Raw genomic sequence first — 14764 nt, 5'->3', positions numbered from 1 at the left:
TCAAGTGCGGTTGTGCTGGATAGGCTGGGGCCCGCGCGCGTTGCCCGGGTCATAGCGGCAGGTCATAGCCCAGCAGATCGCGCAAAACGGCCACGCCGGTGGTCAGCGTCAGGGTGATCAGCATGGTCACCACGATGCTGTTGGTGATCAGCAGCAGCGGTTCGTGCCATTTCGCCTGCCGCCCCCAGGACGACACCAGCCAGAACCAGCCGATGACTGACACCACCCGCCCCGGCAGCACCAGCGCGGGCGCAAGCGGTGCGGGCCACAGCATCCAGACCAAATAGAGCGCCACGCCGCCCATCAGCACCAGCCCCCGGCGGTCACCGATGCGCCAGGTGGTGTAGGCAGACAGGGCGATGGCCAGCGGGGTGATGGTGATCAGGGTCTGGACGAGGCTGCGCCAGACCGAGGGCTGATCAAACAGAAAGGAGAGATCCGCCTGAAACACGGTGCCCATCTAGCGGATGGCGTTGATCGGGCCGGTGGCGCGGCCATGGATGAACTGTTGCACGTAAGGGTCTGTGCATGCGTCCATTTCCGACACGGGGCCGGTCCATTTGATGCGGCCATCATGCAGCATTGCAACATCATCAGCGATGGCGCGGACCGAAGACATGTCATGCGTGATGGTCATCGCCGTTGCCCCCATTTCCACCACGATTTCGCGGATCAGATCATTGATCACCCCGGCCATGATCGGGTCAAGCCCGGTGGTGGGTTCGTCAAAGAAGATGATTTCAGGCTCGGCGGCGATGGCACGGGCAAGGCCCACGCGTTTCTGCATGCCGCCCGACAACTCGCCGGGGTAAAGGTCGGCCACTTGCGGACCAAGGCCAACGCGGCGCAGTTTCTCAAGGGCGATGGCGCGGGCCTCATCCTTGGGGCGGCGGGTGGCACCGCGCATCAGGCGGAAGGCGACGTTTTCCCAGACGCGCAAGCTGTCGAACAACGCACCGCCCTGAAACAACATGCCAAAGCGGGCAAGGAAAGCGTCGCGTTCCGCGCGGCGCACATCCTGCCCGTCAAGCGTGATGCTGCCGCTGTCATGGGGCACCAGCCCAAGGATGCATTTCAAGAGCACCGATTTGCCGGTGCCCGACCCGCCGATGATGACCATGCTTTTGCCCGACGCAAGCGTCAGGTCAACGCCGCGCAGCACGTGGTTGGTTGTAAAGGACTTTGTGACGCCGGACAGGGTGATCATGAGGTGAAGAACATCTCTGTCAGCAGGTAATTGGCGGCGAGGATCAACACGCTTGCGGCGACCACTGCCGCCTTGGTGGCGCGGCCCACGCCTTGCGCGCCGCGACCCGAGGTCATGCCATGATAGCAGCCCATCAGCGCGATGATGAAGCCGAACACCGCACCTTTGACGAGGCTGGAACCGATATCCCACGGCTCGAGAAAGTCGACGGTGTTTTTCAGATAGGTGACGGAGGTGAAATCCAGCCGCGTCACGCCGACCAGCCAGCCGCCCATGATACCGATGGCATCGCCGACGCCAACCAGCACCGGCACTGTCAGCGTGGCGGCCAGCACGCGCGGCACCACAAGGTATTTCATCGGGTTGGTCGATAGGGTGGTCAGGGCGTCGATCTGCTCGGTCACCTTCATGGTGCCAAGTTCCGCCGCGACGGACGAGGCGACGCGGGCCGCGACCATCAGGCCGCCAAGCACGGGCCCAAGCTCGCGCACCATGCCGATGGCGACGATGGAGGGCACAACGCTTTCCGCATTGAACCGCGCGCCGCCGGAATAGATCTGCAGGGCCAGCGCTCCGCCGGTGAACAGAGCGGTCAGGCCGACGACAGGCAGGCTGAACCAGCCGATCTGCAGCATCTGGGTACCGAGTTCGCGCCAGTAGACCGGCGGTCGCAGCAGGTGGCCAAGGATGCTGGCGGCAAACAGCGCCACGCGGCCGATGGCGGCAAGGGCAGCGAGACTGGGCCGACCGATACCGCGCAGCAGTCCGGTGGCTGGGTTCACGCCCCGCCCTCCTGATAGCGGCGGGTGTAGCGGGGGCCGAGCGAGGTCAGGATCTCATAGCCGATGGTGCCGGCGATGTCAGCCAGATCATCGACCGTCTGGTGCGGGCCGAGGATGTCGAGGCTGCGTGGCACATAGGACAGATGGCTGATGTCGACCGTGATCAGGTCCATCGAAACGCGGCCCACCAGCGGGCAGGGCGTGTCGCCATCCCAGAGCACGGCGTTGTTCGACAGCGCGCGCAGCAGCCCGTCGGCATAGCCGCCCGAGACGGTGGCGATCATGGCGGGGGCATCGGCAACCCACCCGCAGGCATAGCCCACCGACTCGCCGGGCTGAACGATACGGGTCTGGATCACCGGCAAGGACAGGGTGACGACGCGGCTTGCCCCTTCATAGGGGCGCCCGCCGTAAAGGCCGATGCCGGGGCGGGTGAGGTCGAAATGGTATTTCGGGCCGAGCAGAATGCCCCCCGTGGCCGCGAGCGAGCGCGGCACGCCGGTGCCATCGGTCATGGCGTGGAAGGTGGAGAGCTGCAGGTCGTTGAGCGCATGATCCGGCTCATCTGCGCAGGCCAGATGCGACATGATCAGCTCTGGCCCGGCTTCGAGCAGGTAGGGGGCCACCGCCTCCCACTCCGCCTCTTCCATGCCGAGGCGGTTCATGCCGGTATCCAGCTGAACGCCGAAGGGCAGGCCGGGCAGCGATTCCAGATGCCGGGTGACCTGATCAATGCTGTTGAGCATCGGGCAAAGATCAAGGTCGTGCACCATTTCGGTGTCGCCGGCCATATGGCCCGACATCACGCAGATCTGCGGCCCGGGGCCAAGCGCCTGACGCAGGGCGGCACCTTCTTCCGAGACGGCAACGAAAAACCGCCGCGCCCCGGCCTGCGCCAATGCGCGGGCCACACGGGTGATGCCAAGGCCGTAAGCGTCGGCCTTGACCACGGCAGCGGTCTGCACGCCAGAGGAAGAGGCACGGTCCAGCGCGCGCCAGTTGGCGGCGATGGCGTCAAGGTCGATGGAGAGTGTCGCTGTTGTCATGGGGGTTTGTTGTCGGATCAGGGGTTACGGTCAAGCGGAAAAGGCGGTTCCGGCGGAAAGGCGGCGGGCTTGGGGGGCATCGAGCCCCCCGCGCCCGCTGCTGCCGCGGGGCGGGTCTGATACGGGGTGCGGGCGGGGAGGGCGGGAGCCTCCGGCGGGAGTATTTGGGAAAGGTGCAACCCTGAGAGACAGGGGGCTGGTCCGGGGATCAGTAACCGGGGCCGTCGCCCTGCCAGGGTTTGGCAAGGTTGCCAAAGCGGGTGAAGCGGCCTTCAAAACTGAGGTCGACCGAGCCGATCGGGCCGTGGCGTTGTTTGCCGATGATGACCTCGGCCTTGCCATGGACCTGTTCCATGATTTGCTGCCAGGCGGCCATCTTTTCAAGCTCGTGGTCGCCGGGCTTTTCGCGCTCTTTATAATATTCGTCGCGGTAGACGAACATCACCACATCGGCATCCTGTTCGATCGAGCCGGATTCGCGCAGGTCTGACAGTTGCGGGCGTTTGTCTTCGCGGCTCTCGACCTGGCGCGACAGCTGCGACAGGGCGATGACGGGGATGTTGAGCTCCTTGGCGATGGCCTTGAGCCCTTGGGTGATTTCCGAAACTTCCTGCACCCGATTGCCTTCGGAGCTTTTGGCCGAGCCTTTCAGCAGTTGCAGGTAGTCGATCATCAGCACATCCAGCCCATGGGTGCGCTTGAGGCGCCGCGCGCGGGCGGCGACCTGGCTGATCGGCAGGGCCGGGGTGTCGTCGATATAAAGCGGGCAGGATTCCAGCTGCTTGGCGGCCTCGACGAAGCGGCGGAATTCGTCTTCGCGCATGTCTCCGCGGCGGATCTGCTCAGATGGCACTTCGGAGGCCTCGGACAGAATCCGGGCGGCAAGCTGTTCGGCGCTCATTTCCAGGCTGAAGAAGCCGACCACGCCGCCTTCGACAGCACCTTCATGGCCATCGGGTTTGCGGCCGCGCTTGTAGGCCTTGGCGATGTTGAAGGCGATGTTGGTGGCGAGCGAGGTCTTGCCCATCGACGGGCGGCCGGCGAGGATCAGAAGGTCGGATTCGTGCAGGCCGCCCAATTTCTTGTCCAGATCGGTGAGGCCGGTGGAAATGCCCGCCAGGCCGCCGCCGCGCTGATAGGCGGCGTTGGCCACGTTCACCGCATCGGTGACGGCCTTGAGGAAAGACTGGAACCCGCGTTCGGCCACGCCCTGTTCGCCCAGCTTGTACAGCCGCTGTTCGGCCTCGACGATCTGTTCGCGCGGTTCCGACGCCATGTCGACCTTGGCAGCCTTAGCGGAAATGTCTTTGCCCAAAGCGATGAGTTCGCGGCGCACGGCAAGATCATAGATCATTTGCGCGTAGTCGCGCGCCGCATAGGCGCTGATGGCTGCCCCGGCCAGACGCACAAGGTAGGCGGGCCCGCCAAGTTCTTTCAGCCCGTCATCATCCTCGAAGAACGGCTTTAGTGTAACCGGGCTGGCCAGTGCGTTCTTCTGGATGCGGGCGGCAGATTTCTCGAAGATGCGCTGGTGGACAGGATCGTAGAAATGCTCGGCCTTCACGGTGCTGGCGATGCGGTCGTAAACATCGTTGTTGGTCAGGATGGCACCCAGAAGCTGTTGTTCGGCTTCGGTATTATGCGGCAGGGTGTCGGTGGTGATGTCGGGGGCGGCGGGGGAAAGATCGGTTCTGATCTTGGCGACTTCGTTCATGTGTTGCCTCGTGCCCCCCGGATGAAGCCTGCGGTGTAGCCTGCCCGGTGGTGTGGGGGCAAGCCGGGATAAGAGTGTGGACAACCCCGTCTGCCGCCACGAGTGTCCGCAACAGGTGGTGGGGGCAAGCGCTGTTGCCACGCTATGTAGCATGACTCCGGGGGCGCTGTCACCGGGCCACGATTCGGACGCCAGGTTGTGCGCAAATCATCCCCCGTTTGTGCACGGGGTTATCCACAGCGGGTTTCCGCTTCGGCAAAAACCCGCCGGAGATGAGGCGTGCACAACCGGTGGGGCGCGCCTCAGGTCTTGCGGGCGTCCTGCCAGGCGCGGGGGGCTTTCAGGAACGCCTCCACCTCGGTCAGGTTGTTGGTGTCGAAGGTGCCCTGATCGCGGGCCTCAGCCAGCACATCCCACCAGGTGCACAGATGGTGCAGGGCCACCCCATGCTCGGCCAGACGCTCCTCGGTGCCGTCAAAAATGCCGTAGTAGAAGATCACCGCGGTGTGGGCACAGGTGGCCCCGGTGTCGCGGATGGCATCGACGAACGACAGTTTCGATCCACCATCGGTGGTCAGATCTTCAACCAGCAGCACGCGCTGGCCCTCAGACATGACGCCTTCGATCCGGGCGTTGCGGCCATAGCCTTTGGGTTTCTTGCGCACATAGGTCATTGGGAGCGCCAAGCGTTCCGCGACCAGTGCGGCGAAGGGAATGCCGGCGGTCTCGCCCCCGGCGATGTTGTCAAACGCCTCGAAGCCTGCGGCGCGCATCACGGTGACGGCCATGAAATCCATCAGCATCGACCGGATGCGCGGATAAGAGATCAGCTTGCGACAGTCGATATAGGTGGGGGACGGCAGGCCTGAGGCCAGCGTGAAAGGCGTGTCGGTGTTGAAATGCACCGCCTTGATCTCCAGCAGGGCGCGGGCGGTCAGGCGGGCGATTTCGTCGCGCGGGGGGAAGCTGGTGGGAATCATGGCGGCAGTCCTTGCTATGGCACGTCAGGCTTCCACGGCCCAGTGGACGGGGAAGCCGGGGTTGAACACGGTGACGGGGCCGGCCTCGGTATATATCTTCTCGGGCCAGGTTTGGGGGGCATCGTGGCGCGCTAGGCGCAGGGATGTGTCGTTCACCGGCAGGCCGTAGAAGGCGGGGCCATTGCGGCTGGTGAAGGCCTCCAGCCGGTCCAGCGCGCCCTCTTCCTCGAACACATGGGCGAGGAGCGGCATGGTATTGGTGGCCGTAAAGCAGCCCGCGCAGCCGCAGCCGGTTTCTTTTGCGGCATCGACATGCGGGGCGGAATCGGTGCCGAGGAAGAAGCGACCAAGTCCGGAGGTAGCGGCGGCGCGCAGGGCGAGGCGGTGCTTTTCACGCTTGGCCACCGGCAGGCAGTAGTAGTGTGGGCGGATGCCGCCGACCAGCAGGTGGTTGCGGTTCAGGATCAGGTGATGGGTGGTGATGGTGGCACCCAGATTGGGGCCGCCCTCGCGCGCATAGGCCACGCCTTCCTCGGTGGTGATGTGTTCCATCACCACGCGCAAATCTGGCAGGCGGCGGCGCAGCGGGTCGAGCACGGTGTCGATGAACACGGCTTCGCGGTCGAAGATGTCAACGTCATGCGTTGTCACCTCGCCATGCACACAAAGCGGCAAGCCGATCTGCGCCATTTTTTCCAGCACCGGCATGACCTTGTCGATATTATGCACGCCACCGTGGGAATTGGTGGTGGCCCCGGCGGGATAGAGCTTCACCGCCTTTACCAGACCCGAGGCATGGGCGGCGGCGACATCGCCTGCGTCGGTGCTCTCGGTTAGATACAGCGTCATCAGCGGCTGGAAGGCAGCGCCTTCGGGCAGGGCCGCAAGGATGCGGTCGCGGTAGGCGCTCGCCTGTGCGCCGGTGACGACCGGGGGCACGAGGTTGGGCATGATGATGGCGCGGGCGAAGTGGCGCGCAGATTCGGGCAGCACCCCTTGCAGCATCGCGCCATCGCGCAGGTGCAGGTGCCAGTCATCGGGGCGTATGAGCGTCAGGGTCTGGGTCATGCTGTCCGGTTACCGCAAAGGCAGCATGGTTTCCAGAGGGCAGTTGCCGGTGCGGCAGCCGCCCTCTGCGAGAGCAGGATCAGAAATCCCAGTCGTCATCCGTGGTCGCCACGGCCTTGCCGATCACATAGCTGGAGCCCGATCCCGAGAAGAAATCGTGGTTTTCGCTGTCAGGCGACAGGGCGGCGAGGATGGCGGGGTTCACCTGTGCGGTCTGTTCGGGGAACAGTGGCTCGAACCCGAGGTTCATCAGCGCCTTGTTGGCGTTGTAATGCAGGAACGTCTTCACATCCTCGGTCAGGCCCACCTCGTCATAAAGCTCCGCCGTGTAGCGTTCCTCGATGGCATAAAGGTCGAACATCAGCGAGAAGGCGAAATCCTTGGCCTCATCCCGTTCGGCTTGGGAAACGCGTTCCAGCGCGCGCTGGAACTTGTAGCCGATGTAATAGCCGTGCACGGCCTCGTCCCGGATGATCAGGCGGATCAGGTCGGCGGTGTTGGTCAGCTTGGCGCGGCTGGACCAGTACATCGGCAGGTAGAAGCCCGAATAGAACAGGAAGCTTTCCAGGAATACCGACGCCACCTTGCGTTTGAGCGGGTTGGCCCCGGCGGCGTATTCGTCCAGGATCAGCCGCGACTTGGCCGCCAGATGCGGGTTGTCTTCCGACCAGCGGAACGCCTCGTCCACTTCCGCCGTCGAGCACAGCGTCGAGAAGATCGACGAATAGGACCGTGCATGCACCGCTTCCATGAAGGCGATGTTGGTCAGCACCGCCTCTTCATGCGGGGTGGCGGCGTCCTGCATCAGGGCGGGGGCGCCGACTGTGTTCTGGATGGTGTCGAGCAGCGTGAGGCCGGTGAACACCCGGATCGTCAGTTGCTGTTCCATCGGGCGGAGCGTCGCCCAGCTTTGGATGTCATTCGACAGCGGCACCTTTTCCGGCAGCCAGAAGTTCGACGTCAGGCGGTTCCAGATCTCTAGATCCTTGTCGTCCTGCAGGCGGTTCCAATTTACGGCGCGGGGGGTGGCGCGCAGGGTGGTTTGCATGTTCATGGTTTTGGTCCTTTCACAAGCTGCATGAGACGCAGCCCTGCACTTCTGTCCCTTCAAGGGCCATCTGGCGCAGGCGGATGTAATAGATGGTCTTGATGCCCTTTTTCCACGCGGCAATCTGCGCACGGTTGATGTCGCGCGTGGTGGCGGTGTCGCGGAAGAACAGGGTCAGCGACAGACCTTGGTCAACGTGCTGGGTCGCTGCGGCATAGGTGTCGATGATCTTGTCGGGGCCGATTTCATAGGCGTCCTGATAGAATTCGAGGTTTTCGTTGGTCATGAAGGGTGCGGGGTAATAGACGCGGCCCAGCTTGCCCTCTTTGCGAATCTCGATCTTCGATGCGATCGGGTGGATCGAGGAGGTGGAGTTGTTGATATAGCTGATCGATCCGGTGGGCGGCACTGCCTGCAGGTTGCGGTTGTAAAGCCCGTGTTCCATCACATCGGCCTTGAGCGCTGCCCAGTCGGCGCGGGTAGGAATGGTGATGCCGGCTGCGTCAAACAGGGCGCGGACGCGATCCGTTGCGGGCAGCCAGTCGGCAGAGGTGTATTTGTCGAAGAAGGTGCCCGAGGCATAGGTCGAGTTCTCGAACCCCTTGAAGCTGGCCCCCCGTTCGCGCGCGATCAGGTTCGACGCCCGCAGCGCGTGGAACAGCACGGTGCAGAAATAGATGTTGGTGAAGTCGATACCTTCTTCCGACCCGTAATGGATACGCTCGCGGGCGAGATAGCCGTGCAGGTTCATCTGGCCCAGACCGATGGCATGGCCTTCGTCATTGCCGCGCCGCACCGAGGGCACCGCGTCGATGGCCGACATGTCGGACACCGCGGTCAGCGCACGGATCGCGACTTCGACCGTTGTGCAGATATCGCCGCCATCCATCGTGGTGGCGATGTTCAACGACCCGAGGTTGCACGAAATGTCGGTGCCCAGGTGGTCATAGGACAGGTCTTCATGGAAGGTGCTGGCCTCGTTTACCTGCAGGATTTCGGAACACAGGTTCGACATGCTGATCCGCCCGGCAATCGGGTTGGCGCGGTTCACGGTGTCTTCAAACACGATATAGGGATAGCCGGATTCGAACTGGATTTCCGCCAGGATCTGGAAGAAATCGCGCGCCTTGATCTTGCGCTTCTTGATGCGCGGGTTGTCGACCATTTCGCGGTACTTCTCGGTGACCGAGATTTCCGAAAACGCACAGCCATAGACGCGCTCCACATCGTGGGGCGAGAACAGGTACATATCCTCGTTCGCCTTGGCCAGATCAAAGGTGATGTCGGGGATCACCACGCCAAGGGACAGCGTCTTGATGCGGATCTTCTCGTCGGCATTCTCGCGCTTGGTGTCGAGGAATTTCAGGATGTCGGGGTGGTGGGCGTTGAGGTACACCGCGCCGGCACCCTGCCGTGCGCCAAGCTGATTGGCGTAGGAGAAGCTGTCTTCGAGCAGTTTCATCACCGGGATCACGCCCGACGACTGGTTCTCGATGCCCTTGATGGGCGCCCCCGCCTCGCGCAGGTTGGTCAGCATCAGCGCGACACCGCCGCCGCGCTTGGACAGTTGCAGCGCCGAATTGATGCTGCGCCCGATGGATTCCATGTTGTCTTCCAGCCGCAAGAGGAAGCACGAAATCAACTCGCCGCGCTGGGCCTTGCCGGCGTTGAGGAAGGTGGGCGTGGCGGGCTGGAAGCGGCCAGCGATCATTTCCTCCATGAAGCGCATGGCCAGCGCCTGATCGCCCTTGGCCAGCGTCAGGGCGACCATCACCACCCGGTCCTCGAACCGTTCGAGATAGCGCTGCCCGTCGCGGGTTTTGAGCGTGTAGGAGGTGTAGTATTTCAGCGCGCCCAGGAAACTGGGGAAGCGGAACTTTTTCGCATAGGCCGCGTCGAAAATCTGACGCAGGAAGGCGGCCGGATAGGCATCGAGCACCGGGGCCTCGTAATAGCCCTCAGTGACAAGGTAGCCCAGCTTTTCCTCAAGGCTGTGAAAGAACACGGTGTTCTGGTTCACATGCTGCAGGAAATACTGGCGCGCCGCCATCTTGTCGGCGTCAAACTGGATGCGGCCATTTGCGTCATACAGGTTCAGCGTCGCGTTCAGCGCGTGGTAATCAAGTGTGGCGGGGGCGGCGGTCAGGACGCGGTCAAGCATTGGTCTCTCCAGAATGTGGCAAGCCCGGACCTGATCTGGGCAATTTCGGTGTCGGTTCCGGCCAGTTCGAACCGGTAAAGGCAAGGGACGCCGCATTTGGCGGCAATGACGGGGCCGGCATGGCCAAAATAAGTGCCGAAGTTGCGGTTGCCCGCACCGATCACCCCGCGCAGATGGGTGCGCGCGGAAGGATTGTTCAGAAAGCGGATGACCTGCTTTGGCACCGCGCCCCGCCCCGTGCCGTCCGAATAGGTCGGGCAGATCAGGACGAAGGGTGCATCAGGCGCAGGCATCGGGTCAGACGGGCTGGTGGGGATGCGCAGGGCGGGCAGGCCCAGCCGGTCGATCATCCGCGCGGTGTTGCCCGAGCCGGAGGAATAATAGACCAATTCTGCGGGTCGCGCCGCCATGGGTTCAGCAGAGTGCGCTGATCTTGTCGGGGCGGAAGCCCGCCCAATGATCGCCGCCCGCCATCACCACCGGCACCTGACGGTAGCCAAGGGCCGACACGCGCTCCAGCGCGTCGGCATCCTGCGACAGGTCGATGATGGTGTAATCGACGCCCAGATTGTCGAGCGCCCGGTAAGTTGCCACGCATTGCACGCAAGCCGGTTTTGAATAGACGGTGATGGTCATTGCCTGTCCCTTTTTTGCCTGTTTGAGGCGGGGGCAGGGGCGACACCAAAGCTTGACCCAAAGGCCCTGCGAGGTGCACGCCACCGGGCCCACCGCCCGTGTGTCTGTTCCTGTTCAGGCAGGTCTCCTGGCTTACGGCCCGGCCCTTTGCCCCGCCTTCCCGGCCATGAGGGCCAGTGACATCTGGGGCAGGCTTGCCGCCTACAGTTGCGGGGGCAGCGCCGGCATGGACCGGCTTCCCTTTTCATCCCTTTCTCGTTGCCGAGTCGGGGACACCTGAACATCTGCATATAGGGGCTAGGGGTGCTGGGCTGTCAATATCTTGTTTATGGTTGACAGCTATTCTATTCCGCCGCCAGCGCGGGTGTGGCTTGGGGAACATAGTTGAGGATTGGCCCCAGCCAGCGTTCCACCTGGTCCACCGGCATCTGCTTACGGGCAGCATAGTCCAGAACCTGATCCTGTTCCACCTTTGCCACGCCGAAATAATAGGCCTGCGGATGGCCGATATAAAGGCCGGACACGGAAGACCCGGGCCACATCGCCATGCTTTCGGTCAGCCGGACGCCGGTGGCGGCTTCGGCATCCAGCAGGTGGAACAGCGTGGTTTTCTCAGTATGGTCAGGCTGCGCCGGATAGCCTGGGGCCGGGCGGATGCCGCGATAGGGCTCGCCGATCAGCTCGGCAGGGGCGAGAGATTCGTCCGGTGCATAGCCCCAAAGCTCGCGCCGGACCATCTCATGCATCCGCTCGGCAAAGGCCTCGGCAAAGCGGTCGGCAAGGGCCTTGACCAGAATCGCGTTGAAGTCGTCATTGGCGCGTTCAAAGCGTTCGGCGATGGTAATCTCCTCGATGCCTGCGGTCACCACGAAGCCACCAACATAGTCGGGCGTGCCCATGGGGGCCACGAAATCGGACAGCGCCACATTGGGGCGGTCGTCGCGCTTGGTGACCTGCTGGCGCAGGGTGTGCAGGGTGGCAAGATCGGTGCTGCGCGACTCGTCGGTGAACAGCCGCATGTCATCGCCCACCGCATTGGCGGGCCAGAAGCCCACCACGGCGCGGGGGCGGAACCATTTTTCCGCGATGATCTGCGCCAGCATGGTTTGCGCATCGGCAAACAGCGCCCGGGCAGCGGTGCCCTGCGCCGGATCGTCAAGGATCTTGGGGTACACGCCCTTCAACTCCCATGTCTGGAAGAACGGTGTCCAGTCGATGTAGCGCGCAAGGTCGGCCAGATCCCAGTCCTCAAAGACCTTGGTGCCGAGGAAAGATGGCGCGGGCACATGATAGCCGTTCCAGTCCAGCCTCAAAGCATTGGCACGGGCGGCGGCCAGCGGCAGGCGCTTCTTGGCCAGTTCCGCCCGCGCATGGCTTTCGGCCACCTTTTCATATTCCGCGCGCAGGGTTTCCACGTAAGACACGGTCTGATCGGGCGACAGCAAGGCCGACACCACCCCCACCGCCCGGCTGGCATCGGTGACATAGACGGTCTGGCCGCGCGCGTATTTCGGGTGGATTTTGACCGCCGTATGCACGCGGGATGTGGTCGCCCCGCCGATCAGCAGCGGGATATCGAACCCCTCCCGCTCCATCTCGCTCGCCACATGCACCATTTCGTCAAGGGATGGCGTGATCAGGCCGGACAGGCCGATGATGTCGACCTTTTCCTCGCGCGCGACCTGCAGGATCTTGGCCGCAGGCACCATCACGCCAAGGTCAATGATGTCGTAATTGTTGCACGCCAGCACGACGCCCACGATGTTCTTGCCGATGTCATGCACATCACCTTTCACCGTGGCCATCAGCACCTTGCCAGCACTTTCGCGCCCGGTGCCGCCGTTCAGGCGCTTTTCTTCCTCCATATAGGGCAGCAGCACGGCCACGGCCTGCTTCATCACGCGGGCGGATTTCACCACCTGCGGCAGGAACATCTTGCCCGCGCCAAACAGGTCGCCCACCACATTCATCCCCGCCATCAGCGGGCCTTCGATCACATGCAGCGGGCGGGCGGCTGCCAACCGCGCCTCTTCGGTATCGGCGTCGATGAATTCGGTGATGCCGTTGACCAGCGCATGTTCCAGCCGCTTTTCCACCGACCAGTCGCGCCATTTCAGATCGCGTTCCTTGGCCTCGCGCGCGCCGGTAGATTTGAAGCGTTCGGCAATCTCTAGCATCTGCTCGGTGGCTTCCGGCGTGCGGTTCAGCACCACATCTTCGCAAGCGGCGCGCAGATCGGGGTCGATGCTGTCATAGACCGCCAACTGCCCTGCGTTGACGATACCCATGTCCATCCCCGCCTGAATGGCGTGGTAGAGGAACACGGCATGCATCGCCTCGCGCACCGGGTCGTTGCCGCGAAAGCTGAACGACAGGTTCGACACGCCGCCCGAGACATGGACATGCGGCAGATCGGTGATGATCCGCCGGGTGGCATTGATGAAATCGACGCCGTAATTGTTGTGCTCCTCGATCCCGGTTGCCACGGCGAACACGTTGGGGTCGAAGATGATGTCTTCGGGCGGAAAGCCGATGCCGGTCAGCAAGGCATAGGCGCGGGTGCAGATCTCGACCTTGCGGTCTTCGGTATCGGCCTGACCCTGTTCGTCAAAGGCCATCACCACCACGGCGGCCCCATATGCGCGGCACAGGCGGGCCTGATGCAGAAAGGCCGCCTCGCCCTCTTTCATGCTGATCGAGTTCACGATGGGTTTGCCCTGCACGCATTGCAACCCGGCCTCGATCACCTCCCATTTCGAGGAGTCGATCATCACCGGCACGCGGGCGATGTCGGGTTCCGCCGCGATCAGGTTCAGGAAGTCGATCATCGCCTGACGCGAGTCGATCAGCCCTTCATCCATGTTCACGTCGATGATCTGCGCGCCGTTCTCCACCTGATCCCGCGCAATATCCAGTGCGGCAGTATAATCGCGGTTGGTGATCAGCTTGCGGAACTTGGCGGACCCGGTGACATTGGTGCGTTCGCCCACGTTCACGAAGGCGATGTCGCGGGTAAGCGTGAACGGCTCCAGCCCCGACAGGCGCATCAGGGGCGGCTGTTCAGGGATGGCGCGGGGTGGATATTTGGCCACGGCTTGGGCAATGGCGCGGATATGCTCGGGCGTTGATCCGCAGCAGCCGCCGACGATGTTGAGAAGGCCGTCGCGGGCAAATTCTTCGATCTGGGCCGCCATGAACTCGGGCGATTCGTCGTATTGGCCGAATTCATTGGGCAGCCCGGCATTGGGATAGGCGCAGATCAGCGTGTCGGCGGCGGATGAGAGTTCCGCCAGATGCGCGCGCATCTCTGCGGCCCCCAGCGCGCAGTTCAGCCCGATGGTCAGGGGGGATGCATGGCGCACCGAATGCCAGAAAGCGCTTGGCGTCTGGCCCGAAAGCGTGCGGCCCGACCGGTCGGTGATGGTGCCCGAGATCATCACCGGCAGGCGCACCCCGCGCTGCGCAAACGCCTCTTCACAGGCAAAGATCGCGGCCTTGGCGTTCAGCGTGTCAAAGATCGTCTCGATCAGGATCAGATCGGCCCCGCCATCGATCAGCCCGCGCAATTGCTCGGCATAGGCCATCCGCAATTGGTCAAAGGTAACAGCGCGGTAGCCGGGGTTGTTCACATCCGGGCTCATCGACGCGGTGCGGTTGGTGGGGCCAAGGGCACCCGCGACAAAGCGCGTGCGGCCATCGGTCGCCGTGGCGCGGTTCAGCGCTTGCCGCACCAGTCGCGCGCCGTGGAAGTTCAGGTCGTAAACCAGATGCTCCAGCCCATAATCCGCCTGCGCGATGGAGGTGGAGGAAAAGGTGTTGGTCTCGACGATATCCGCTCCGGCCATGGCATAGGCGTAATGGATATCCTCGATCGCCTGTGCTTGCGTCAGGATCAGCAGGTCGTTGTTGCCCTGTTGCGGATGGGGTTTTTCCCCGAACATCGGCGGGTGGCAGGCGCAGCCCGCACCATGCGCCGTGAACTCGGCCTCGGCAAAGCCAAGGCCCTGAATTTGCGTGCCCATCGCGCCGTCAAGGATCAGGATCTTGTCCCGCGACAGGGCGGTGATCTGGTCGAAGACGGGGGATCTGACGGGCGTGGCGGTGGGCATGGCGTTCCGATCG

12 protein-coding genes and 1 riboswitch are annotated in these 14764 nt (G+C 63.3%); all 12 genes read right to left on the bottom strand.

The window, feature by feature from the left end; translation table 11 throughout:
- Positions 1-49: 49 nt before the first annotated feature.
- The 12 genes from EEB11_RS11995 to metH all read right to left on the bottom strand — a co-directional run bounded on the left by EEB11_RS11995 (position 50) and on the right by metH (position 14751).
- Entirely contained in the window at positions 50-460 is a 411-nt protein-coding gene (locus EEB11_RS11995) for a hypothetical protein (protein WP_135431637.1), read from the bottom strand.
- Positions 461-1207: an ABC transporter ATP-binding protein gene (locus EEB11_RS11990; RefSeq protein WP_135431635.1), complete on the bottom strand. Its 747-nt coding sequence runs from the start codon at positions 1205-1207 to the stop codon at positions 461-463. It lies immediately after the preceding gene.
- Positions 1204-1989, bottom strand: a complete 786-nt coding sequence (locus EEB11_RS11985; RefSeq protein ID WP_210134417.1) for an MlaE family ABC transporter permease — start codon at positions 1987-1989, stop codon at positions 1204-1206. The genes EEB11_RS11990 and EEB11_RS11985 overlap by 4 nt, the downstream gene beginning before the upstream one ends.
- Positions 1986-3035: an alanine racemase gene (gene alr / locus EEB11_RS11980; RefSeq protein ID WP_135431633.1), complete on the bottom strand. Its 1050-nt coding sequence runs from the start codon at positions 3033-3035 to the stop codon at positions 1986-1988. The genes EEB11_RS11985 and alr overlap by 4 nt, the downstream gene beginning before the upstream one ends.
- A gap of 208 nt (positions 3036-3243) precedes the next feature.
- Positions 3244-4749 carry a replicative DNA helicase gene (locus EEB11_RS11975; RefSeq protein ID WP_135431631.1) on the bottom strand — a complete coding sequence of 502 codons (1506 nt, stop codon included), beginning with the start codon at positions 4747-4749 and terminating at the stop codon, positions 3244-3246.
- A gap of 302 nt (positions 4750-5051) precedes the next feature.
- Complete coding sequence (locus EEB11_RS11970; RefSeq protein WP_135431629.1) at positions 5052-5729, bottom strand: orotate phosphoribosyltransferase; 678 nt, start codon at positions 5727-5729, stop codon at positions 5052-5054.
- A gap of 24 nt (positions 5730-5753) precedes the next feature.
- Positions 5754-6797 carry a dihydroorotase gene (gene pyrC / locus EEB11_RS11965; protein ID WP_135431627.1) on the bottom strand — a complete coding sequence of 348 codons (1044 nt, stop codon included), beginning with the start codon at positions 6795-6797 and terminating at the stop codon, positions 5754-5756.
- A gap of 79 nt (positions 6798-6876) precedes the next feature.
- Positions 6877-7851: a class 1b ribonucleoside-diphosphate reductase subunit beta gene (gene nrdF / locus EEB11_RS11960; RefSeq protein ID WP_435531107.1), complete on the bottom strand. Its 975-nt coding sequence runs from the start codon at positions 7849-7851 to the stop codon at positions 6877-6879.
- Positions 7852-7864: 13 nt separating this feature from the next.
- Positions 7865-10006 (bottom strand): class 1b ribonucleoside-diphosphate reductase subunit alpha, encoded by a 2142-nt coding sequence (nrdE, locus tag EEB11_RS11955; protein ID WP_135431625.1) that lies wholly within the window; start codon positions 10004-10006, stop codon positions 7865-7867.
- On the bottom strand, positions 9988-10416 hold the full coding sequence (nrdI, locus tag EEB11_RS11950; protein WP_135431623.1) for a class Ib ribonucleoside-diphosphate reductase assembly flavoprotein NrdI: 429 nt from the start codon (positions 10414-10416) through the stop codon (positions 9988-9990). Before nrdI ends, nrdE begins: the two co-directional genes overlap by 19 nt.
- Positions 10417-10420: 4 nt before the next feature.
- On the bottom strand, positions 10421-10642 hold the full coding sequence (nrdH, locus tag EEB11_RS11945; RefSeq protein WP_135431621.1) for a glutaredoxin-like protein NrdH: 222 nt from the start codon (positions 10640-10642) through the stop codon (positions 10421-10423).
- A 100-nt stretch (positions 10643-10742) separates the two neighbouring features.
- Positions 10743-10937: riboswitch (cobalamin riboswitch) on the bottom strand.
- Between the two features lie 49 nt (positions 10938-10986).
- Positions 10987-14751, bottom strand: coding sequence for a methionine synthase (gene metH / locus EEB11_RS11940; RefSeq protein WP_135431619.1), 3765 nt, complete (start codon positions 14749-14751; stop codon positions 10987-10989).
- Positions 14752-14764: the final 13 nt, after the last annotated feature.

The organism is Pseudotabrizicola sediminis (genome assembly GCF_004745575.1).
In the GTDB taxonomy this organism is placed as follows: Bacteria; Pseudomonadota; Alphaproteobacteria; order Rhodobacterales; family Rhodobacteraceae; genus Pseudotabrizicola; species Pseudotabrizicola sediminis.
The sequence above is the reverse complement of the archived record's forward strand: the minus strand, read 5'-3'. Positions and strand labels throughout refer to the sequence as shown.

What these genes read in the sequence shown, in the direction of transcription:
- EEB11_RS11995 (WP_135431637.1), bottom strand. Translation starts at nt 460, where the DNA reads ATGGGCACCGTGTTTCAGGCGGATCTCTCCTTTCTGTTTGATCAGCCC.
- EEB11_RS11990 (WP_135431635.1), bottom strand. Translation starts at nt 1,207, where the DNA reads ATGATCACCCTGTCCGGCGTCACAAAGTCCTTTACAACCAACCACGTG.
- alr (WP_135431633.1), bottom strand. Translation starts at nt 3,035, where the DNA reads ATGACAACAGCGACACTCTCCATCGACCTTGACGCCATCGCCGCCAAC.
- EEB11_RS11975 (WP_135431631.1), bottom strand. Translation starts at nt 4,749, where the DNA reads ATGAACGAAGTCGCCAAGATCAGAACCGATCTTTCCCCCGCCGCCCCC.
- EEB11_RS11970 (WP_135431629.1), bottom strand. Translation starts at nt 5,729, where the DNA reads ATGATTCCCACCAGCTTCCCCCCGCGCGACGAAATCGCCCGCCTGACC.
- pyrC (WP_135431627.1), bottom strand. Translation starts at nt 6,797, where the DNA reads ATGACCCAGACCCTGACGCTCATACGCCCCGATGACTGGCACCTGCAC.
- nrdF (WP_435531107.1), bottom strand. Translation starts at nt 7,851, where the DNA reads ATGAACATGCAAACCACCCTGCGCGCCACCCCCCGCGCCGTAAATTGG.
- nrdE (WP_135431625.1), bottom strand. Translation starts at nt 10,006, where the DNA reads ATGCTTGACCGCGTCCTGACCGCCGCCCCCGCCACACTTGATTACCAC.
- nrdI (WP_135431623.1), bottom strand. Translation starts at nt 10,416, where the DNA reads ATGGCGGCGCGACCCGCAGAATTGGTCTATTATTCCTCCGGCTCGGGC.
- nrdH (WP_135431621.1), bottom strand. Translation starts at nt 10,642, where the DNA reads ATGACCATCACCGTCTATTCAAAACCGGCTTGCGTGCAATGCGTGGCA.
- metH (WP_135431619.1), bottom strand. Translation starts at nt 14,751, where the DNA reads ATGCCCACCGCCACGCCCGTCAGATCCCCCGTCTTCGACCAGATCACC.